Annotated in this window: 18 protein-coding genes and 1 tRNA gene; 11 read left to right on the forward strand and 8 right to left on the reverse strand. The window is 68.0% G+C overall.

Features of this window, described 5'->3' with window-relative positions:
* The first annotated feature begins 196 nt into the window (after positions 1-196).
* Positions 197-1504: a diguanylate cyclase domain-containing protein gene (locus tag ACP69V_RS07755; protein ID WP_426023338.1), complete on the forward strand. Its 1308-nt coding sequence runs from the start codon at positions 197-199 to the stop codon at positions 1502-1504.
* 4 nt (positions 1505-1508) lie between these two features.
* Here ACP69V_RS07755 and mfd read toward each other — a convergent pair whose 3' ends face one another.
* Together mfd and ACP69V_RS07765 are read right to left on the reverse strand one after the other, a co-directional pair.
* Positions 1509-4958 (reverse strand): transcription-repair coupling factor, encoded by a 3450-nt coding sequence (gene mfd / locus ACP69V_RS07760; protein ID WP_426023339.1) that lies wholly within the window; start codon positions 4956-4958, stop codon positions 1509-1511.
* Positions 4958-5296: a succinate dehydrogenase assembly factor 2 gene (locus ACP69V_RS07765; protein WP_426023340.1), complete on the reverse strand. Its 339-nt coding sequence runs from the start codon at positions 5294-5296 to the stop codon at positions 4958-4960. Before ACP69V_RS07765 ends, mfd begins: the two co-directional genes overlap by 1 nt.
* A gap of 147 nt (positions 5297-5443) precedes the next feature.
* Between ACP69V_RS07765 and recG the strand changes: the two genes are divergently transcribed.
* Positions 5444-7531: an ATP-dependent DNA helicase RecG gene (recG, locus tag ACP69V_RS07770; RefSeq protein WP_426023341.1), complete on the forward strand. Its 2088-nt coding sequence runs from the start codon at positions 5444-5446 to the stop codon at positions 7529-7531.
* A gap of 240 nt (positions 7532-7771) precedes the next feature.
* Positions 7772-9385: an NAD(P)/FAD-dependent oxidoreductase gene (locus ACP69V_RS07775; RefSeq protein ID WP_426023342.1), complete on the forward strand. Its 1614-nt coding sequence runs from the start codon at positions 7772-7774 to the stop codon at positions 9383-9385.
* A gap of 64 nt (positions 9386-9449) precedes the next feature.
* On the opposite strand, the gene ACP69V_RS07780 is transcribed toward ACP69V_RS07775, so the two are convergent.
* Genes ACP69V_RS07780 through ACP69V_RS07800 form a run of 5 tightly spaced genes read right to left on the reverse strand, consistent with a single transcriptional unit; the run spans position 9450 to position 13533 of the window.
* Positions 9450-10244: an MBL fold metallo-hydrolase gene (locus ACP69V_RS07780; RefSeq protein ID WP_426023343.1), complete on the reverse strand. Its 795-nt coding sequence runs from the start codon at positions 10242-10244 to the stop codon at positions 9450-9452.
* A complete protein-coding gene (locus ACP69V_RS07785) occupies positions 10241-11023 on the reverse strand; it encodes a TatD family hydrolase (protein ID WP_426023344.1) in 783 nt (260 codons plus the stop codon). Before ACP69V_RS07785 ends, ACP69V_RS07780 begins: the two co-directional genes overlap by 4 nt.
* Positions 11023-12015 (reverse strand): DNA polymerase III subunit delta', encoded by a 993-nt coding sequence (locus ACP69V_RS07790; protein WP_426023345.1) that lies wholly within the window; start codon positions 12013-12015, stop codon positions 11023-11025. The genes ACP69V_RS07785 and ACP69V_RS07790 overlap by 1 nt, the downstream gene beginning before the upstream one ends.
* A complete protein-coding gene (tmk, locus tag ACP69V_RS07795) occupies positions 12012-12644 on the reverse strand; it encodes a dTMP kinase (RefSeq protein ID WP_426023346.1) in 633 nt (210 codons plus the stop codon). Before tmk ends, ACP69V_RS07790 begins: the two co-directional genes overlap by 4 nt.
* 49 nt (positions 12645-12693) lie before the next feature.
* Positions 12694-13533: a septal ring lytic transglycosylase RlpA family protein gene (locus ACP69V_RS07800; protein ID WP_426023347.1), complete on the reverse strand. Its 840-nt coding sequence runs from the start codon at positions 13531-13533 to the stop codon at positions 12694-12696.
* A 107-nt stretch (positions 13534-13640) separates the two neighbouring features.
* Between ACP69V_RS07800 and ACP69V_RS07805 the strand changes: the two genes are divergently transcribed.
* The 3 genes from ACP69V_RS07805 to ACP69V_RS07815 all read left to right on the forward strand — a co-directional run bounded on the left by ACP69V_RS07805 (position 13641) and on the right by ACP69V_RS07815 (position 14527).
* Positions 13641-13730, forward strand: a tRNA-Ser gene (locus tag ACP69V_RS07805).
* 217 nt (positions 13731-13947) lie between these two features.
* On the forward strand, positions 13948-14145 hold the full coding sequence (locus ACP69V_RS07810; protein ID WP_426023348.1) for a hypothetical protein: 198 nt from the start codon (positions 13948-13950) through the stop codon (positions 14143-14145).
* A gap of 97 nt (positions 14146-14242) precedes the next feature.
* The gene (locus ACP69V_RS07815) at positions 14243-14527 is read left to right on the forward strand and encodes a hypothetical protein (RefSeq protein ID WP_426023349.1); all 285 of its coding nucleotides are present in this window, start codon (positions 14243-14245) and stop codon (positions 14525-14527) included.
* A gap of 5 nt (positions 14528-14532) precedes the next feature.
* Here the strand turns inward: ACP69V_RS07815 and ACP69V_RS07820 are convergent, their stop codons facing one another.
* A complete protein-coding gene (locus ACP69V_RS07820; RefSeq protein ID WP_426023350.1) occupies positions 14533-14736 on the reverse strand; it encodes a hypothetical protein in 204 nt (67 codons plus the stop codon).
* Positions 14737-14753: 17 nt separating this feature from the next.
* Between ACP69V_RS07820 and ACP69V_RS07825 the strand changes: the two genes are divergently transcribed.
* The 5 genes from ACP69V_RS07825 to ACP69V_RS07845 all read left to right on the forward strand — a co-directional run bounded on the left by ACP69V_RS07825 (position 14754) and on the right by ACP69V_RS07845 (position 21581).
* On the forward strand, positions 14754-14912 hold the full coding sequence (locus tag ACP69V_RS07825; protein WP_426023351.1) for a hypothetical protein: 159 nt from the start codon (positions 14754-14756) through the stop codon (positions 14910-14912).
* A 256-nt stretch (positions 14913-15168) separates the two neighbouring features.
* The gene (locus ACP69V_RS07830; RefSeq protein ID WP_426023352.1) at positions 15169-18780 is read left to right on the forward strand and encodes a hydantoinase B/oxoprolinase family protein; all 3612 of its coding nucleotides are present in this window, start codon (positions 15169-15171) and stop codon (positions 18778-18780) included.
* Positions 18781-18833: 53 nt separating this feature from the next.
* Positions 18834-19580, forward strand: a complete 747-nt coding sequence (locus ACP69V_RS07835) for a DUF969 domain-containing protein (protein ID WP_426023353.1) — start codon at positions 18834-18836, stop codon at positions 19578-19580.
* Positions 19577-20542: a DUF979 domain-containing protein gene (locus tag ACP69V_RS07840; protein WP_426023354.1), complete on the forward strand. Its 966-nt coding sequence runs from the start codon at positions 19577-19579 to the stop codon at positions 20540-20542. Before ACP69V_RS07835 ends, ACP69V_RS07840 begins: the two co-directional genes overlap by 4 nt.
* A 1-nt stretch (position 20543) precedes the next feature.
* Entirely contained in the window at positions 20544-21581 is a 1038-nt protein-coding gene (locus tag ACP69V_RS07845) for a DUF2891 domain-containing protein (protein ID WP_426023355.1), read from the forward strand.
* Positions 21582-21823: the final 242 nt, after the last annotated feature.

The raw sequence follows: 21823 nt of genomic DNA on the forward strand, positions 1-21823 counted from the left end.
TCCCCACAACCGTTGCAACAAGCGGCGGAACCTAGCGGATTTCGTCGGTCGCGAAAGTCTCATCCGCGTGAGGACGGACTTTCTCGTGGACGCCTCGGTTCCGCCCGCCGTGACATTGCATCCTTAACACCCTCGTCGCTATGGTCTGCGCGTCTCCGGCTGGGTATGGGCGCGGCGACTTACGGAGACGACCGGCTTGGCTTTCGACGCGCGTGTATTGATCCTGGCGGCTGACGACGGCCGGATCGGGCCGCTCGCTGCGGGGCTGGACGCGCTGGGCTGGCGCACCGTCACGGCGCGCGACCTTGTCTCGGCCGAGATGACGCTTCAGGACTTTCCGCTGGAAGCCGCAATCATCGACATCGCTGCCTTTGGCCTGGACGTGGCGACCCGCCTTCGCGCGGCGGCCGAGCCGCGCCGCCTGCCGATCTTGGTCATCGGCGCCCGGCCTGATTCGGTGCAGGGCGCGGACCTGACCATGTCCACCCCGCCCCATCCGGCGCAGGCCGCCCTGCGGCTGGAACAATTGGCTCGCGCCGCCATCGCCGAGGAAGAGTTTCACCTGCGGGTGACCACCTTTGCGAAGCAGGACATAAAGCTGGATGTCCGTTCCGATGATGATGGGCCGCTGCGGGTTCTGGCCGCAGGCGTCGCGGATCGCCGCTTCCTGGCCCTGTCCAACGCCCTGACCGCTGCGGGCGTCGAGGTCGTCGCCGCCCCCACCCCCTACACCGCCTTCGACTATCTGCACGAAAGCCCGTTCGACGCCGCCGTTCTGTGGGGCGCCGAGGATCATGCGCCGGCCCTGTCCATCGCGGCGGGCATGAAGCGCAACACCCGCCTCTATCACATCCCGCTGATGCTCTATCTGCGTGGCAAGAACGAGATCAGCCTGTCCGAGCTGTTCAACCGCGGTTTCGCCGACGTCGCCTCTGCCGACACGCCGGAGGGCGAGACGGCCGAACGCATCCTGGCCCTGGCCGGCGCCCACCGCACTCACTTGGGCATCCGAAAGACCCTGGATTCGGTACGCAGCCTAGAGCTGATGGATCCCGCGACGGGTCTGTTCACGCCCGAATTGTTCGCCAGCCACCTGGGCCGCGTCGCCGAGGCGTCGCGCGCGCGCAAACGCCCGCTGTCCGTCTGCGTCCTGCGCGTTCGCGAAACCGAATCCGTCACCTGGGCGCGTCAGGGCGGCTGGCTGGACCGCGCCATGCCCCAGATCGGGGCCATGGTCTCGCGTCTGGTCCGTGTCGAGGACACCCCCGCCCGCCTGGCCAAGGAGGTCTTCGCCCTGGCCCTGCCCGCCACCCATGCCGAGCCGGCGCGTCTGGCGGCCGAGCGGATCGCCGCCGTCATCGGCTGCACCGCCTTCGACGCGGGCCCCGACCGCTCGCCCTTCGTCGCCGAGTTCGACGTGGGCGCCGCCGAGATGCAGCCGAACGAAAGCGCCGCCGCCCTCTTGGAACGCGCCTCCGCCGACCTGTTCGAAAAAACGCGCTGAGGGCTTACGCCCCCGCCACCCGCGCCAGGTCGGCTGTGATCCGCTCCGCCACCTTCAGCCGCTCTTCCGCCGTCGGCCAGTCGCCGGACACCACGATCTTCTGATCCGGCCTGATCTTCCAGAACGCCTGGTTCTTCTGGATCAGTCCGATCAGACCCGCCGGATTGGGGAAGCTGTTGTCGCGAAGGGTCAGAACGGCCCCACGCGGTCCGATGTCGATCTTCTCGATACAGGCCCGGCGGCAGTTCGACTTGATGCCGACGATCTTCAGCAGCTGCTGCGCCTCGTCTGGCAGAGGCCCGAACCGGTCGATCAGTTCGGCGGCCAGGGCCTCGCGATCCTCGGCCTGTTCCGCGTCGGACAGGCGGCGGTACAGGCTGAGACGGACATTCAGGTCCGGGACGTATTCCTCTGGAATCAAAACGGAAGCGCCGACGTTGATCGACGGCGACCAGCCGCGATCTACGGTCAGCCCCTCGCCCTTCTCGCGCAGCTCGGCGACCGCGTCTTCCAGCATCTGCTGATACAGTTCGACCCCTACCTCGCGGATATGGCCTGACTGTTCGTCGCCCAGCAGATTGCCGCCGCCGCGCTGGTCCAGGTCGTGGCTGGCCAGTTGGAAGCCGGCGCCCAGATTGTCCAGCGACAGCAGCACCTGCAAACGCCGCTCGGCCGACAGGGTCATCGGCTTGACCGCATCCGTGGTCAGATAGGCGAAGGCCCGCGCCTTGGACCGGCCGACCCGGCCCCGGATCTGGTACAGCTGCGCCAGGCCGAACATGTCGGCGCGATGCACGATCAGGGTGTTGGCCGTCGGAATATCCAGCCCGCTCTCGACGATGGTGGTCGAGACCAGCACGTCGTACTCCCCCTCGTAGAAGGCGCTCATCACCTCCTCCAGCTGGGTCGCCGACATCTGGCCGTGGCCGACCACGAACTTCACCTCGGGCACCTGCTCACGCAGGAATTTCTCGATGGCCGGCAGGTCCTTCAGGCGCGGCGCGACATAATAGGCCTGGCCCCCGCGATATTTCTCGCGCAGCAGGGCCTCGCGCACCAGCACCGGATCCCACGGCGTCACATAGGTCCGCACCGCCAGGCGATCGACCGGCGGGGTGGCGATGATCGACATCTCGCGAATGCCCGACAGGGCCATTTGCAGGGTGCGCGGGATCGGCGTGGCGGTCAGGGTCAGCAGGTGAACATCCGCGCGCAGCGACTTCAGCTTCTCCTTATGCTTGACGCCGAAGTGCTGCTCCTCGTCGACGATGACCAGGCCCAGGTCGCGGAAACCGACCTGTTCGGACAGCACCGCATGGGTGCCGACGACGATCTCGACCGAGCCGTCCTTCAGGCCGGCCCGCGTTTCCGCCGCCTCCTTGCCCCCCACCATCCGCGACAGTTGGCGCACCTTCACAGGCCAGCCGGCGAACCGCTCGGTGAAGGTCTTGTAGTGCTGGCGCGCAAGCAGGGTCGTCGGCGCCACGATGGCCACCTGCTGCCCCGTCATGGCCACCACGAAGGCGGCCCGCAGCGCCACCTCGGTCTTGCCGAAGCCGACGTCGCCGCAGATCAGCCGATCCATCGGCGTGCCCTTGCCCAGATCCTCCAGCACATCGCCGATGGCGTTCAGCTGATCGTCCGTCTCCTCATAGGGGAAGCGGGCGCAGAATTCGGCGAACAGGCCCGGCGGCGGCACGACCGCATCGGTCTCGCGCAGCGCCCGCTTGGCGGCGAGCGCGATCAACCCCTCGGCCATGGCGCGCAGGCGCTCCTTGGCCTTTGACTTGCGCGCCTGCCATCCGGCCCCGCCCAGCCGGTCCAGCTGCGCGCCTTCCGAGTCCGAGCCGTATCGGGTCAGAAGATCAATGTTTTCAACCGGCAGATAGAGTTTGCTCTCACCGGCGTACAACAGCTCCAGGCAGTCGTGGGGCGCCTGCTGGATCTCCAACGTCTTCAGCCCTTCGTAGCGCCCGATGCCGTGATCCAGGTGAACCACCAGATCCCCGGTCGTCAGGGCCGAGGCCTCGGCCAGGAAGTTCGACGCCCGCCGCTTCTTGCGCGGCCGCGCCAGCCGGTCGCCCAGGATGTCGGTCTCGGAAATGACCGCGACATCGTCCGTCGCAAACCCATGTTCGACCGGCAGGACGCCGCGCAGGTACAGGTCCTTGGGCGCCGCCCGAACATCGGCCCAGTCGCGCACGGCGACGATATGATCCAGGCCATGGTCGGCCAGCATGGTCGACAGACGTTCCGACGAGCCTTCGGTCCACGAGGCGAACAGCACCCGCTTGCCGTCGGCCTTCAACGCTGCAGCATGGGCCGCCACCGCCTCGAACAGGTTGACGCTGTCCTGCGCCCGCTCGGCCGCGAAGGTCCGGCCCAGCCGGCCGCCGGCGTCCTCGCCACCGCCGGAAAACGGCGTGAACCGCCGCACGGCGCGACCCGCCAAGGCCTGGTTCCAGTCGCTGGCGTCCAGATACAGCGACCGGGGGGGCAGCGCGCGATTGGCCGCCGCATGCCCCTTGGTTTTCGCCGCTTCCGTCCGCCCTTCATAGGCGTCTGCGATCAGGTCCCACCGCTCGGCCCGCGCGCTCTCGGCCTGATTGTCCAGGAAGATCTGCGCTTGGTGCGGCAGATAGTCGAACAGCGAATCCAGGCTCTCGTAGAACAGCGGCAACCACTGCTCCATGCCCTGACGCCGCGCGCCCTCGCTGATCGTCGCATACAGCGGATCGTCGCCCGGCGCCCCGAACAGCTTCAGATAGCCGGTGCGGAAGCGCGAGATCGCGTCCGCATCCAGCAGGGCCTCCGACACGGGCGCCAGCGACACCGCCGTCATCTGGCCGGTCGATCTCTGGGTCTCGGGATCGAAGGTGCGGATCGATTCCAGCTCGGACCCGAACATGTCCAGACGCACCGGCTCCTCGAAGCCCGGCGGATAGACATCCACCACCCCGCCCCGCACCGCGAACTCGCCGCGCTCCGACACGGTCGAGGCGCGGACATAGCCGTTGGCGGCGAAATACCGCTCCAGCGCCTGGATATCGAGATCGCGCCCGACCTTGGTCTCGAACCCCGCCTGGGTGGTCACCGACCGGGGCGGCGTCCTCTGCATGGCTGCGCCGACGGTCGTGACCACCAGAACCGGCGCGTCGTTCGTCTTGCGTTGAGCCAACCGCGTCAGGGTCGCCATCCGCTGGGCCGCGATCCCCGCCGTCGGGCTCAGCCGGTCATAGGGCAAGCAATCCCAGGCCGGATATTCAAGGATTTCTATATCTTGAGAGAAGAAACGGAACGCCTGAACAAACCCACCCGACCGCTGATAGTCGCGCGCCACGAAGACGCCGACCCCGCCGCTCGCCTTGATCCGCTCGGCGACGACAAGTGCGTCCAGTCCTTCCGGCGCCCCACCCAGGTCGGCGTCGGTCCGGTGTTCCACTTTCGCGTCCATCAGCCGATGCCCTTGCCGACCTCGGCCGCCACATGCTCGCGCATGAAGGCCCGGACCTTGGCCATCACCGGCGTCTCGAACTCGGCCGGCGTCGGGTCACGCTCGATGATCCAGCCGTAGAGCCACTGGTCTTCTTCGTCGATCAGCAACTCGAACTGGTCCAGCTCGGCGTCCGTCAGCGTCGGCGCCACCTGGTCCGAAAACGGCCCAAGCACCATGTCGGCCTCGCGGAAGCCCCGCCGCCAGGACCGGAACTGGATTCGGCCCAGCCGCTGCTTGCGGGCCAGCGCCGCTTGGTCGCCACTGTCGTCTTGGGGCTGCGCGTCGATGTCGGTCACAAGAATCCTTGCCCGTTGAATATGCCAGGTGCGCTCAAGCAGAGAGCCGCCGCGCGGCAAGCGATAGCGCACCCGGAATGGAAGAAGCGCAGATAGCGCTCCTTCGCCCACTTCGCCACCCGTCATGGTCACGCTATGTTCCCGGCGATGCGTCCGCAGATTCTCTTTCCCCTGTTCGCCGAGGTCTCCAGCTTGAGGGGCGTGGGCCCCCGCGCCCTGCCTCTGGTGCAGAAGGTCGCGGGCCCGCTGGTGCGCGATCTGGTCTTCCTCAGCCCCTCCGGCGTCATCGTTCGCCGGTCCATGGAGGCCGCGACCGCCGTGGACGGCGAGGTCGGGATCTTCGAGATCGTCATCGACCGTCTGTTCGTCCCCAGCCGCCCCGGCGCCCCGCTGAAGGTCCGCGCCAGCGACCCGACCGGCTTCGTCCATCTGGTCTGGTTCGGCGGCTCGCCCCAGCATGTCGACCGCCTGCTGCCGCGCGGCGAGACCCGGCTGGTCTCGGGCAAGGTCGAGCGCTTCAACGGCGAGGTCCAGATCGTCCACCCGGACATCGTCACGCCCGACAAGGCCGCCGACATTCCCGCCTCCGAACCCGTCTATCCGGCGACCCAAGGCCTGACCTCGCGCCAGCTGCGAAAACTGGTCCAGGCCGCCCTGCCCGCCGCCCCCGACCTGCCGGAATGGCAGGACCCCGCCTGGCTGAAGAAGCAGAACTGGCTCTCTTGGCGCGCGGCGCTGGACGCCCTGCACGCCCCGACGGGCGAACTGGACCTGACGCCCGACGCCCCCGCCCGCCAGCGCCTGGCCTATGACGAATTCCTGGCCCATCAGCTGGCCCTGGCCCGCCGCCGCCGCGCTCGCGAGATAAAACCCTCGCCCATCATCACGCCGGGCGCCGCCTCCGACCACCTGCTCCAGGCCCTGCCCTTCACCCTGACCAACGCCCAGGCCCAGGCCGTCGCCGAAATCCGCCGCGATCTGGTTTCGGGTAAACAGATGGGCCGGCTGCTTCAGGGCGACGTCGGCTCGGGCAAGACCGCCGTCGCCGCCGTGGCCCTGGCCGACGCGGCTTCCAGCGGCTTTCAGTCCGCCCTGATGGCCCCGACCGAAATCCTGGCCCGCCAGCATTACGAGAAACTCGGCCCCCTGCTGGAGTCGGCCGGCGTCGCCTCCGTCCTGCTCACCGGTCGCGACACCAACGGCCAGAGGCGCGAGAAACTGGCCGCCCTGGCCTCCGGTCACGCCCAGGTCGCCATCGGCACCCACGCCCTGTTCCAGGACGCCGTCCGCTTCGACCGCTTGGCCCTGGCCGTCATCGACGAGCAGCACCGGTTCGGCGTCAGCGAGCGCCAGCGGCTCCAGGCCAAGGGCGACCCACGCATCGGCGCCGTCCACCTTCTGACCATGTCGGCCACCCCCATCCCCCGCACCCTGGAACTGACCCAGTACGGCGAGCTGGAGGTCAGCCGCCTGATGGAGAAGCCGCCGGGCCGCACCCCCGTCACCACCGCCGTCGTCCCCCTGGCCCGGATCGGCGAGGTCGCCGCCCGGTTGAAGACGGCGCTCGACGCCGGCGCCCAGGCCTATTGGATCTGCCCCCTGGTCGCCGAATCCGAAGCCATCGACCTGGCCGCCGCCGTCGATCGCGCCGACGACCTGCGCCGCCTGCTGGGAGTCGAGGTCGGCCTGGCCCACGGCCAGATGCCGGGCGCCGAGCGCGAAGCCGTCATGGCCGACTTCGCCGACGGCCGCCTCCCCCTGCTGGTCGCCACCACCGTGGTCGAGGTCGGGGTCGACGTGCCCAACGCCTCCATCATGGTCATCGAACACGCCGACCGCTTCGGCCTGGCCCAGCTGCACCAGCTGCGCGGCCGCGTCGGCCGGGGCTCAAAGGCCAGTTCCTGCATCCTGCTGTACGGCGGCCAGGACGGCGCCCTCGGTGAAACCGCCAAGGAACGCCTCGAGACCCTGCGCCGCACCGAGGACGGCTTCGTCATCGCCGAGGAGGATTTCCGCCTTCGCGGCGGCGGCGACCCCCTGGGCCTGAAACAGAGCGGCTTCCCTGCCTACCGTTTCGCCGACCCGATCCGCCACCGGTCCCTGATGCTGGCCGCCGCCGACGACGCACGCCTGATCCTGAACCGCGACCCAGACCTGGCGTCAGAGCGCGGTCAGGCCGTGCAGGTGCTGGAGGAACTGTTCGACTGGAAGGGGCATAAGGCTGGGTCGGACTGAGGGGCGGCCTCGCCCACACCCAACACCCAACACCCGTCATCCTAGGCCTTGTGCCTAGGATGACGGTGATCCGACGGGCCCCGCCACGTCTGCTGATGTTCCACACGGCGGACTTGGGGTGGAGGCGAAGAGCGCTATCGTTTCAGGCCCTGGTCGCCTCCATCAGCGGCGTGGTTCCCAGCACCGCCCTTTGAATCTTGCCTCATGCGTTTGGCGTCGCGACCAGCTAGAACGCCCCGGATGTTGCGCCTGTCAGAACTCAAGCTGCCCCTCGACCACCCGCCGGAGGCCTTGCCCGCCGCAATCGCCGCCCGCTTGGGCGTGCCGCCGCACGATCTTGTCTCTTGGTCGATATGGAAGCGGGCGCACGACGCCCGCAGGAAATCCGCGATTCTGAAAGTCTACATCCTCGACGTCGAGGTGAGGGATGAATCGGCGGTGCTGGCCCGCCTTGCGGACGACGTGCACGTGGCGCCGACGCCAGACGTCGCCTATCGCCCGGTCGCTGTTGCGCCCAAGACCGAGCGCCTTCGGCCGGTCGTGATCGGGGCCGGGCCGTGCGGCTTGTTTGCCGGGCTGATCCTGGCCGAGATGGGGTTCAAGCCGATCATCCTCGACCGCGGAAAGGTGGTGCGGGAGCGGACGAAGGACACCTGGGACCTGTGGCGGAAAGGCAAGTTGGACCCGGAATCCAACGTGCAGTTCGGCGAGGGTGGCGCGGGCACCTTCTCCGACGGCAAGCTCTACAGCCAGATCAAGGATCCGCGTTTCCTGGCCCGCAAGGTGTTGACCGAATTCGTCGCGGCCGGGGCGCCGGAGGAAATCCTCACTGAGGCCCACCCGCACATCGGCACCTTCCGCCTGGTGACCATGGTCGAGGCCATGCGCGAGAAGATCGAGGCCCTGGGCGGCGAGTACCGCTTCGAGCACCGGGTCACCGACATCGATCTCGACAAGGGCGCCCTCCGGGGTGTGCGTCTGCACACCGGCGAGACGCTGGAGGCCGATCACGTGGTCTTCGCCATCGGCCATTCGTCGCGCGACACCTTCCAGACCCTCTACGAGCGCGGCGTCCATATCGAGGCCAAGCCGTTCTCGATCGGCTTCCGCATCGAGCATCCGCAATCCTGGATCGACAAGGCCATGTTCGGCCCCTGCGCCGGCCACCCCGATCTTGGCGCGGCGGCCTATACGCTCTCGCACCATTGCAGCAACGGCCGCACCGTCTACAGCTTCTGCATGTGCCCGGGCGGCACCGTGGTCGCGGCCACCAGCGAGCCCGGCCGCGTCGTGACCAACGGCATGAGCCAGTATTCGCGCAACGAGCGGAACGCCAACTCCGGCTTCGTGGTCGGCATCTCGCCCGAGGATTACGGGAGCGACCATCCGCTGGCGGGCATCGAACTGCAACGAGAGCTGGAGACCCGCGCCTATGCGGCCGGCGGTGGCGACTATTTCGCGCCCGGCCAGCTGGTCGGCGACTTCCTGGCGGGCCGGCCCTCGACCGCGCTGGGCGAGGTCGTCCCCAGCTATAAGCCCGGCGTGCGCCCGACCGACCTGGCGCCCCTGATGCCCGACTATGTGATCGCCGCCATGCGTGAGGCCCTGCCCGTCTTCGGCCGCAAGATCGCCCGCTACGACGACGCCCAGGCGGTTCTGACGGGCGTCGAAACCCGCAGTTCATCCCCGATCCGAATGACCCGCGGCGCCGACTTCCAGAGCCTGAACGTGCGCGGCCTCTTCCCTGCCGGCGAAGGCGCCGGCTATGCCGGCGGCATCCTGTCGGCCGCCGTTGACGGCATCAAGGTGGCCGAAGCCGTCGCCCGCTCGATGGTCGCGAAGGTGGCGGCGTAGACAAAAGGCAGCGCATGGGCTGCGCTGGCTGCCTGCGCTTTCCGCCCCGCCAAACCTGCCCACCTCAGCCGGTCATCCAGCTCCAGCCGTCGAACCCAACCTCGACGTTGGCGGGAACAATCGCTGACAGTGTGTTGTAATCCATGTCGACATGCAGGTTCGTCAGCACCGCGCGCTCCACGTCCGCAGCGGCGATCCATTCCAGCGCCCGGTCCAGATGCGCATGGGTCGGGTGCGGCGCGTAACGCAGGGCGTCCACGATCCAGATCTTGCACCCAGCCACGGCCGCCAGCGCCGCCTCGTCCAGATCGGACACGTCGCTGGAATAGGCCATGTCGCCCAGCCGATACCCCACAGACCGGATCGGCCCGTGCGCCTGATCGAAGGTCGTGACCGGGATCGCCCCACCCGCCCCCTCGACCGACCAGGCCGTCCCGTGGGCCGGAATAATCCGCCCGTCCAGCAGCGGCGGATAGCCGAACTTGCTCTCGAATATATAGTCGAACCGATGCGTCAGCGAACCATGCGTCGCCTCATCCATCCACGCCGGAATTCGCTTCCTCGACCGCGCGGCGAAGGTGCGCAGGTCGTCGATCCCGTGGGTCTGGTCGGCGTGGTCGTGGGTGTACAGGACCGCATCCACATGCTTCGTCCCGCTGGCCAGCATCTGTCCTCGCAGGTCCGGCGAGGTGTCGATCAGGACATTGGTGACGCCGTCAGCGCCTGTCTTCCTCGCCAGCATCGAGCATCGCGTCCGTCGGTTCCTCGGCTCGGCCGGATCACACGCGCCCCAGTCCCCGTCGCCGCGCGGCACCCCGCCCGACGATCCGCTACCCAGGATGACGACTTCGAAGCTCATGCGGGTCTCGGTATCCGGTCAAAGAGGCCGAAGAAGGCCTCGGTGGTTCTCTGGTCCGCCTCCTCTGCGCTCCAGCCCCGGATCTCGGCCAGCTTGTCCAGCACATGGCTGATATAGGCCGGCTCGTTGCGCCGCCCCCGATGCGGGATGGGCGCCAGATAGGGGCAGTCGGTCTCGACGATGATCCGGTCGCCCGGCATGTCCCGGATCACCGCCCGCACATCCTCGGCCGCCTTGAAGGTGGCGATGCCCGAGACCGAGAACCAGGCCCCCAGTTCCGCTGCGATTCCAGCCAGTTCCGCCCCACTGGTGTAGCAGTGCATCAACATCTTGAACGGCCCGGCGGCGTGCTCCTCCTTCAGGATCGCCCCCATGACCGCGTCCGCCTCGCGGGTATGGATCACCAGCGGCAGGCCCGTCTCCCGCGCCGCCGCCACATGCTGGCGGAACACCGCCGCCTGGATCTCGCGCGGGCTGAAATCATAGTGGAAGTCCAGCCCGCACTCCCCGATCCCCACCACCTTGGGCCGCTGCGCCAGATCGATCAGGGTCGCCGCCGTCAGGTCCGCCGCATCCTTGGCCTCATGCGGATGGACCCCGACCGTGCACCAGATGTCGTCGTTGGCCATGGCGATCCCATGGGTCGCCTCAAAGGTGGTCAGCTTGTCCGAGATCTCGACCATCAGGCCGACCCCGGCTTCGCGCGCCCGGGCGATCACGTCGTCCCTGTCCTCGTCGAACTGGGGCGCGTGAAGGTTCACATGGCTGTCGATCAGCATCAGCCCATCCGCGCCTGCTGGGCCTGGACCCGCTTCAAGTCCGCCAGCGCCCCGGCCAGCACATCGGCCTTGTCTAGGTTCAGCCCCGCCGCCCGCTCCGGCAGGGGCTGCAGCCGCTCCCACAGCTCGGCCCAGCGGTTGCCCGCGCCAGCCGGGCTGCTCAGGGCCCGCATCCGCACCGCCGCGATCAGTCGGTCCATCAGGGTCTCGAACCGCTCCTGCCCCTCCGCGCCCCGGAACTTGTCGGCGATGGCCAGGGCCTCGGCCCGGTCCACATCCCCCTCGACCCAGCGCCGCGCCAGCTGATCCATCTCGAAGGTCGCGCCCGACGCCAGAGCCAGGGCCGCGCCGGGCGATCCGCCCGCGATGGCCGCCGCATGCTCCGCCTCCTCCGGCTCGGCCCCCGTGCGGTTGCGCACCAGCGTCTCCAGCCGCTCGGGCGTCCAGATGGGGAAGCTCAGCCGCCGACAGCGCGACCGGATCGTGGCCAGCAGCCGTCCGGGCGCATGGGTCACCAGGAACAGCACACCCCGCTCGGGCGGCTCCTCCAGCACCTTCAGCAAGGCGTTGGCCGCATTGATGTTCAGGTCGTCGGCCGCATCGATGATCGCCACCCGGTGCTGGGCCTGGGACGGGCTCTTGGAAAAGAACTCCGGCAGGTCGCGCGACTGATCAACCGAGATCGACTTCTTGGTCTTCCCGCCCTCGACCAGCCGCTCCAGCACCAGCAGGTCCGGGTGCGACTGGGCTGAGATCAGCCGGCTGACCGGATCGTCGCGCCCGGTGCCCAGCGGCCCGCGCGCCGGATCGGCCGCCCCCCCCAGCAGCCGCCGCGCCGCGCGATAGGCGAAGGTCGCCTTGCCGGTCCCCTCGACCCCGCACAACAGCCAGGCATGGTGCAGCCGCCCGCGCTCCCAGGCATCCAGAAAGGCCGCCTCGGCCGCAGCATCAGGGACCAGGTCGAACCGGTCGCGGGGATGGTCCTCGCTCACAGCAGCCGGTCCTGGACCGCCCGCCACACCCGCGCCTCGACCTCGTCCAGCGACCCGACCGCATCGATCAGCACGCACCGCTGCGGATTGGCCTCGACGATGCGCAAAAAGCCCTCGCGCAGTCGCTGGTGGAACTCCAGCCCCTTGGACTCAAACCGCGTCTCGAACAGGCCGCGCCCGAAGGCCCGCTCCAGACCCACCTCGACCGGCAGGTCGAACACCAGGGTCAGGTCCGGCTGGTCGTCCCCGACCACGCCGGCGTCGATCTGTTCTATAAAGCTCTGGGCCACACCGCCGCCCGCGCCCTGATAGGCCCGACTACTATCGGCGAACCGGTCGCACACCACCCAGTCGCCGGCCGCCAGGGCCGGGCGGATGGTCCGCTCCAGATGGTCGGAGCGGGAGGCGTACATCAATAGGGTCTCGGTCATGGCCGACCAGGGCTCGGCGTCATTGGCGACCACTAGATTGCGGATCACCTCCGCCCCCTTCGATCCGCCCGGCTCGCGGGTGCGCACCACATTGCGCTCGCCCAGCACAGGCTGCAGCCGCGCGACCAGCCGCCCGACCTGGGTCGACTTGCCGGCTCCCTCGCCGCCTTCGAAGCTTATGAATTGTCCACGGGTCACGCGCCTTCATGGCGCGCGGGCGCCGTCCGGCGCAAGCCCGTGCGCGCGATCAGTTGCCGGATATCAACAGGGCGCCCGCGTAACCTCGCGCCACGACCGACTGTCGGGCGGCTTCTGCCGCATTGGCGCTGTCCCACGGCCCGACCACGACGTTGAACCGTCCGCCGTTCAGATCGGCCCTTACCCAGCCGCTCAGGCTGTCGGCGATTCGCCGGGCCTCGCCCTGATCCGAGAAGGTCCCCGCCTGCACCCAATAGATCGAGACCTCAGCCATTACGGGCGCAGCCGGTGCGACGGCGGCCACCTGCACAGGCGCACTCACCGGGGCCGAGACGCGCGGCGCGGGCGCCGACGCCCTCAACAGCGTGCCCCCGCCCTGCTGCGGCGCTCGGCCCAGATAGCGCACCCGCACCCGCCCCACGCCCTGCGACAGCATCCCCAGCTCATTCGCCGCCTCGCGTGACAGGTCGATGATCCGGCTGTCCACGAACGGCCCCCGGTCGTTGATCCGCACCACCAGCCGCCGCCCGTTGTCCAGGTTCGTCACCTCGACCAGACCGGGCAACGGCAGGGTCTTGTGCGCCGCCGTCAGGGCATGCATGTCGAACCGCTCGCCGGTCGAGGTCGGCCGCCCGTTGAAGGCGTCGCCGTACCAGGACGCCATCCCGACCTCTTCGTAATCCGGCTGCTCCTTGGGCGTGTACCAGCGTCCGCGCACCTGATACGGCCGCATCGTCCCCGATACGATCGGCGCCGGATCCTTGACCACGGGCATGCGCGCCTCGTCGCGCGTCCCGCCCAAGCTTGCGCCGCCCGCCGTCGAACAGGCGGCCAGCAGCGAGAACAGCCCCAGGATCAGGGCGCCGCGCACCCATTTTCCACACGTCATCGATCCGCCTCGTCAAGGAATACGAGAAACAGGATGATCGAAGACATTTCCGCTTTGGTTAATGACCCGTTCGCCTGCTATGGCGTCCGCCTCCGCTCCGACGGCAAGGAAGTGTGGCCGAGTGGTTTAAGGCACTGGTCTTGAAAACCAGCGACGGTGAGAGCCGTCCGTGGGTTCGAATCCCACCGCTTCCGCCACTCCCGTTGATTTTGTTGAAGAAATCGGCCCGTTACGCCGACACCCGCCTATACACCCGCCTATCCGGCGACCGATTGGGAGGGTGTTCCGGGACGTTTCACCTGTGTTCATTTTGCCCACTCGCGCGCCGCCAGCGACACCTGACAATCTGGCGAACGCTTCAGAACGCGGCCGGTGATGAGGCCGATAAGCGAAGCGCAGGCACGTGCATGGACCTTGCCCGTCTCGAACTTTCTTGATTTCGCGGCGGGCGATTTCCGTGGCGAGGGACTCCTCGCACCCATCGGCCCTGATGGCCTGGTCAATCCGCTGGCGCGGTTTATCAGCCCGCTATGGGTGGCGGAAAGCAGCCGTCAGATTGTGGGATTGCGCGCAACGGATGCAAACGATAACGTCAAAGCTGAGCCGTTCTGACGGCTCGCTCTAGCGGGGAGCTAAGGGCCGGCGGTTCCGCAAACGCCCCGGCCCATCACGACCGATGCTTGACGGAAGCGCATACTTCGAGGTCCCCATGCAGAAGGCGCTCGTGATCTGGTACGTCGAGAGCGACTGGCAGGAATGGTTGAAGATCGATCCGAACTTCCTCCCGACATACAGGGAGTGGCTGACTCGCACCCAGGCCGAGCTCCCAGAATATAGAGAGTTGGGCCTGACCCCTGAGCCCGTCACCGTGCGGGTCAAAGATTTCAAGCGTTGGGCGGCCGCCAACAACAAGCCAAGACGTCAGGAAAGCGTTTCCGCCTACGTCATGGAGCAGGTCAACCGCGACACTGGCGCTCAATACAGGCGAACCTGACGGCCTCAGGCCTGCTCGATCGATCCGGCGCGACCTGTTACGCCGACGCCATCGGCGAAGTTCGACAACGTGTTTTGCATGGGGGCCTCGACCGCATCGCTGGACGTGACGGCCTCGATGTTGGGGTGGCGCGCACTTTCGGCCAGCGCCCCTAGGAAAACACAAAGATCCAATGTCGCGCTTGAGGGAGATGCGAACGGCGCGCGCATGTGCTTAGGTTCCAGCCATGCCGATGCGTCACGACAATGGAAGCCCACTATGGGGCGCGCCTGAACCGAAGTGGTCGGGCAAGGTGCGGGTGGTGGCCCTGGTCGTCGCTGGCCTCGCAGCCTGGGCCGTTATCGCCGGGGGCGTCTTCCTGTTCACGCGATGGGCGGCCGGTTAGGCTCGCCGACCGTCAATACGACCCGACATGTGACGGCCTTTGACAGATCTCAGGATGAAAAGCCTGCACCCGCGGACGAAAGACACCCTCGCCTGCCCCGTCGGCCTGCTTCGCAAGCCTATCCGCGCCCCGTGCCCACACGCGACCGGCCCTGCTACAGGTCGCGCCCTGGAGGACGACCGCGCTTTCGAGACCTGCAGGCATTCGCTTTGAATCGATCGCCGACAGCCGCTGAACGTCTTTCAATGGGACTGTCATGACAAGAACCCCTTCATCGGGTCCCTGGAAGTTCTGGATCGACCGCGGCGGCACTTTTACTGACGTTGTCGCCTGCGCACCCGACGGCGCGTTGCAGACCCGCAAGCTCCTGTCGGTCAATCCGGAACAGTACGCCGACGCGGCCGTCGAAGGCATCCGCCGCATTCTGGGCGTCGGTTCGGCCCCCTTACCTTCCGGCCTGGTCGAGGACGTGCGGATGGGCACGACTGTGGCGACCAACGCTCTGCTGGAACGCAAGGGCGAGCCGACGCTGCTGGCGATCACCAAGGGCTTCGGCGACGCCCTGCGTATCGGCTGGCAGGCGCGGCCCGAGCTGTTCGTGCGCAACATCATTCTGAACGATCAACTGTATGATCGCGTGATCGAAATCGAAGAACGTGTCCGGGCGGACGGCGCGATCGATCGACCGCTGAATGAAGACCAGGCGCGCTCGGATCTGATCGCGGCGCATGCCGCAGGCCTGCGCGCCGTCGCCATTGTTCTGGTACACGGCTGGCGTTTCACCGACCACGAAGTCCGGCTGGCGCAGATCGCGCGCGAGGTCGGGTTCGAACAGGTTTCGGTCAGCCATGAGGTCGGGGCGCTGATCAAGCTGATCGGGCGCGGCGACACCACGGTGGCCGACGCCTATCTGTCGCCGATCCTGCGGGCTTATGTCGACCGGGTCGGGGCCGACCTGGGTGAAGCGACGCCGCTTCAGTTCATGCAGTCGTCGGGCGGGCTCACGGCGGCCGACGCCTTCCGCGGCAAGGACGCCATCCTGTCGGGACCGGCGGGCGGCGTCGTGGCCATGGCCGAGACGGCCAGGGCGGCCGGTTTCGACCGCGCCATCGGCTTCGACATGGGCGGCACCTCGACCGACGTCTCCCATTTCGCCGGCGACTATGAGCGGACGTCGGACGCCGTGGTCGCCGGCGTGCGGCTGCGGGCGCCGATGCTGAGCATCCACACGGTCGCGGCGGGCGGCGGCTCGATCTGCCGGTTTGAGGGCGGCCGCCTGAGGGTCGGACCCGAATCGGCCGGGGCCGTGCCGGGTCCGGCCGCCTACCGGCGCGGCGGACCGCTGACGGTGACCGACTGCAATGTCATGCTGGGCAAGCTGAGCCCCGACTTTTTTCCGGCGGTCTTCGGGCCGAACGCCGACCAGTCGCTGGACGCCGAGGCCGTGCGGGACCGATTCGCCGCCCTCGCGGTCGAGGTAGAGGCCGCGACGGGGCGCGCGACGACGCCGGGCGAACTGGCCGAAGGCTTCGTGACCATCGCCGTCCAGAATATGGCCGAGGCGATTCGTTCGATCTCGATCCAGCGCGGCTATGATGTGACGCGCTATGTGCTGAACTGTTTCGGCGGCGCGGGCGGGCAGCATGCCTGTCTGGTCGCCGATGCGCTCGGCATGACCAGGGTGCTGCTGCATCCGTTCGCGGGCGTCCTGTCGGCCTATGGCATGGGCCTGGCCGAGGTGCGGGCCATCCGCCAGGCGACCGAGGCGACGCCGCTCTCCGCCGCACGCGACACGGCCCTGGCCGACAGGATCGCCGAGCTTTCGACGGCCGCGCGCGCCGATCTGAAAGCCCAGGGTTTCGCGGCCGACGCCGTCTCCACGGTCGCGCGCGCCGAGATCAAGTTCGCCGGCTCCGACACGCCCCTGGTCGTGTCCTTCGGTCCCGCCGATGCGATGGCGGAGGCCTTCGAGGCTCTGCACCGTCGCCGCTTCGGCTTCTTCGCCGAAGACAAGGCCCTGGTCGTCGAGACGCTGGAGGTCGAAGCCATAGGCCATTCGGACCAGGCGCCGTCTGCACACACGCCGACCACCGTGGGCGGTTCACTGCAGACCGTCGCCGAGCTGACCGTCCGCATGGCCGGTGAGGACCGACACACCCCCGTCCACCGCCGCGACGCCCTGACGCCCAGCCTGGCCATCGACGGCCCGGCCATCCTGTTGGAAGACACAGGCACCACTGTCGTCGAGCCCGGGTGGCGCGCGACGGTGGACGCCCGGGCCAATCTGCTGCTGGAGCGGGTCGTCGCCCTTCCCGCTCGAACGGCCATCGGCACGGATGTCGATCCGATCATGCTGGAAGTGTTCAACAGCCGCTTCATGGCCTGCGCCGAACAGATGGGCGAGGCCCTGCGCGCCACCGCCTATTCGGTGAACATCAAGGAGCGGCTGGACTTCTCCTGCGCCATATTCGACGCGACCGGCGCCCTGATCGCCAACGCTCCGCACATCCCGGTCCACCTGGGCTCGATGGGCGAGAGCATTCGCACGGTGATCGCCTCGCGCGGAGGCGGCGGCATGAATCGGGGGGACGTCTATATGCTGAACGCCCCCTACAACGGCGGCACCCACCTGCCCGACATCACCGTCATCATGCCGGTCTTCCTGGACGATGACGCCGCGCCGGCCTTCTTCGTCGCCGCACGCGGACACCATGCCGACGTAGGCGGAACCACGCCCGGCTCCATGCCCGCCTCGTCGCGGACGGTGGACGACGAGGGGGTGCTGATCGACGACTTCCTGCTGGTGGACGCCGGGCGGCTGCGCGAGGCCGAAACCCGGGCCCTGTTCGCCTCGGGCCGTCATCCGTCGCGCAACATCGATCAGAACCTGGCCGATCTGAAGGCCCAGATCGCGTTCTGCACGCGCGGCGCCGACGAACTGGTCCGCATGACCGCGGAGTTCGGCCGCCCGGTGGTCGCGGCCTATATGGGTCATATCCAGGACAATGCCGAGGAGGCCGTGCGCCGCGCCATCGCCGCCCTCAAACCCGGCGCCTTCGCCTATGAAATGGACGACGGCGCCGTCATCCACGTCCGCATCGACGTTGACGCTCAGGCCCGCAGCGCCGTCGTGGACTTCACCGGAACCAGCGAGCAACGCCCCACCAACTTCAATGCGCCCCTGTCGATCACGCGGGCGGCCGCCCTCTATGTCTTCCGCACCCTGGTGGACGACGCCATCCCGCTGAACGAGGGATGCCTGAAGCCGATCGAACTCATCGTGCCGGAGGGGTCGATGCTGAACCCTCGCTATCCGGCGGCCGTGGTCGCCGGCAATGTCGAGACCAGCCAGGCGGTGGTGGACACCCTGTACGGCGCCCTGGGCGTGCTGGCCGCCAGCCAGGGGACGATGAACAATTTCACCTTTGGCGACGATGCGCGTCAGTATTACGAGACCATCGCGGGAGGCTCTGGCGCCGGGCCTGATTTCGGCGGGACCAGCGCGGTCCAGACCCATATGACCAACAGCCGCCTGACCGATCCCGAAGTGCTGGAAACCCGCTTCCCTGTCCTGCTGGAAGAGTTCTCGATCCGTCGAGGCTCCGGCGGCGCGGGTCGCTGGACGGGCGGCGACGGCGCCGTGCGACGGGTGCGGTTCCTGGAGCCGATGACCGCCGCCATCCTTTCCAACCGCCGCCGGGTCCCGCCGTTCGGGGTCGACGGCGGCAAGCCCGGCGCCGCGGGGATCAACCGCATCGAACGCGCGGACGGGACGGTCGCCCCCCTGGCCTCGACGGCCGAGGTCTGCATGGCGCCCGGCGACGTCTTCGTCATTGAGACCCCGGGCGGCGGCGGCTTCGGCGAATGAGGCTTCCGCAGCCGCTCGAACCGCGCGATCCTGCGTATCGAGGGGGATGAACCATGCTGGTGCTTATCGGGATCGCGATCGTGGTCGTGGGCTTCGTCGCCCGAATCAATCCGCTGGTGGTGATCCTGGTCGCGGCGATCACGACCGGGGTGCTGGCGGCGGTCGGACCGGGCGTCGATGCGCGCGCCCTGCTGATGGCGGGGATCGACACCATCAGCCGGTTCGGCGAGGCCTTCAACGACAACCGCTATTTCCACATCACCTGGCTGGTCCTGCCGGTCATCGGCCTGTTGGAACACGCCGGACTTCAGGAACGGGCGCGTGATCTCGTGACCCAGGTCAAGGCGGCGACGGCCGGTCGGCTGCTGCTGATCTATCTGATCGTGCGCCAGGCGACCTCGGCCCTGGGCCTGACCTCGCTGGGCGGTCATCCGCAAATGGTCCGCCCCCTGATCGCGCCGATGGCCGAGGGCGCGGCCGAGACCGAACATGGCCCCCTGACGAACAAGGCCCGGTTCCGGATCCGCGGCATGGCGGCCGGCACCGACAATATCGGCCTGTTCTTCGGCGAGGACATCTTCATCGCCATCGGCTCCATCGTCCTGATCGTCGGCTTCCTGGAGCAGGCCGGCGTACGGGTGGAGGCCCTGCACGTTTCGCTGTGGGCCATCCCCACCGCCGTCGTCGCCCTGCTGGTGCACGGCGCCCGCCTGCTGATGTTCGACCGTCAGGTGCGAAGGGACATGACCGTGCCCGACGTCGTCGAGGACGGGGAGCCCAAGACGGGGATGGGGCGATGATCACCCTGGAACACGCCTATGTGGCGACAGGCCTGATGTTTGCGGCCTTCTCGATCCTCAGCCTGCGCGATCCTTTGAACCCGACGCGGTTCCGCAGCGCCCTCTTCTGGGGCCTGATCGCCGTCTCCCTGCTGTTCGGCTCTTGGTTGGGCGGCCTCGGCAACGGCCTGCTGGTCATCGCCCTGGTCGTGATCGGCGCGATGGGCAGGCTGGGCGTCGGCAAGCCCGTCACCACCACCGGCGAGCAGCGCCAGGTCAGCGCCTCACGCTGGCGCAACGCCCTGTTCGTGCCGGCCCTGATGGTGCCGTTGGTGGCCGTCGGCGGGACGCTTCTGGCCAAATACACGCCGACCGGCGCCTGGCTGATCTCGCCGGTGCAAACGACCCTGATCTCGCTGGGTTTGGGCTGCGTCGTGGCGCTGGTCGTCGCCATGGTCTGGTTCCGACCGCCGGTCATGGCTCCGGTTCAGGAGGGGCGTCGATTGATGGATTCCATCGGCTGGGCGGCGCTTTTGCCGCAGATGCTGGCCTCGCTCGGGGCGGTCTTCCTCGCCGCCGACGTCGGTCAGGTGGTGGGCGATCTGGTGGCCCAGGTCATTCCCATGACCTCGGCCTTCCTCGCCGTCTTCGCCTATTGCGCGGGCATGGCCCTGTTCACCGTCATCATGGGCAACGCCTTCGCCGCCTTCCCGGTCATGACCGCCGCCATCGGCCTGCCCATCGTGGTGCGTCAGTTCGGCGGCGATCCCGCCATCGTCTGCGCCATCGGCATGCTGGCCGGGTTCTGCGGGACGCTGATGACGCCCATGGCGGCCAACTTCAACGTCGTGCCCGCCAACCTGCTGGAACTGCCCGACCGCAATGCGCCGCTCAACGGCGTCATCCGCGCCCAGCTGCCGACCGCCGCCATCATGCTCATCGCCAATATGCTGCTGATGTATTTCCTCGCCTTCCGGTTCTGACATGACGCAAAACCTAGACGCCGCCCTCGCCGCCCGGTTCGCCGCCACCGCCCTGGGCCATGTGACGCGGGAGTATCCGAACCACATCATGCATGTGCTGACCGGGCCGCAGGACGCCCGCACCCCGCGTGACATGCATCCGATCTTCTTCGGCAGTTTCGACTGGCATTCGTGCGTTCACGGCTGGTGGACCCTGTTCACCCTCTATCGCCTGCATCCCGACATGGCCGAGGCCGACCAGGTTCGCGCCACGGCCGACGCCCTGTTCACACCAGCCAATGTGGCGGGCGAAGCGGCCTATCTGGACCGACCGGAAGCCCGTGGGTTCGAACGTCCCTACGGCTGGGCCTGGTTGCTGATGCTGAGCGCCGAACTGGGTCGCCATGACACGGATGAAGGCCGCCGCTGGTTCGAGAGCCTGCGTCCCCTGGCCCAGGTCATCGCCGAACGGTTCAAGGCCTTCCTGCCGCTGGCGGATTATCCGGTGCGGGTCGGGACCCACTACAACACCGCCTTCGCCCTGCGGCTGACGCTGGACTACGCCGACGCCCATGACGCCGATCTGGCGGCGGCCTGCCGCGACGCCGCTTTGAGGTGGCACGCGAACGACCGCGACTGCCAGGCCTGGGAACCGTCGCAGGACGAGTTTCTGTCGCCGGCCCTGATGGAGGCGGAACTGATGCGACGGGTCATGCCGGCCGCTGAGTACCGCGCCTGGTTCGACGCCTTCCTGCCGCGCCTCGCCGAAGGCGAACCGGCGACCCTGCTTTCGCCGGCCCGCGTCAGCGACCGCACCGACGGCAAGATCGCCCATCTCGACGGTTTGAACCTGAGCCGCGGCTGGTGCTGGCGCGCGATCGCGGCGGCCCTCCACGAATCCGAGCCGCTGAAAGCCGTCGCTACGGCTGCCGCCCAGCGACACCTCGACGTCGCCCTCCCCCACGTCACCGGCGACTATATGGGCGAGCACTGGCTGGCCAGCTTCGCCCTTCTGGCGCTCATGGATCCGGCGCACACACGACTGAGATCGTTACCTTGACCCAGATGAGGCCTTCAGGCGGACCTGGGTTCTCACCTTTTCGCCGAATACCGCTTTGATACAACCTTTCCCCGCCTGCACATGAGGGCCAGCAACCCGCCAGCAAGGGTCATTTGCTGAGCGGCGGATACACGACGTTCAGCCTTAACCTCCGAGCTTGCCAACGTCCGCTTTTCGGTGCGACGCCTTCGGCGGCTCTCGACCCCTTGCGGACTTTCGGAAGGTCCTACAGCGCGAAAGCT

Origin of the sequence: Brevundimonas sp. PWP3-1b1 (assembly GCF_049896065.1) — a bacterium.
GTDB classification, from domain to species: Bacteria; Pseudomonadota; Alphaproteobacteria; order Caulobacterales; family Caulobacteraceae; genus Brevundimonas; species Brevundimonas intermedia_B.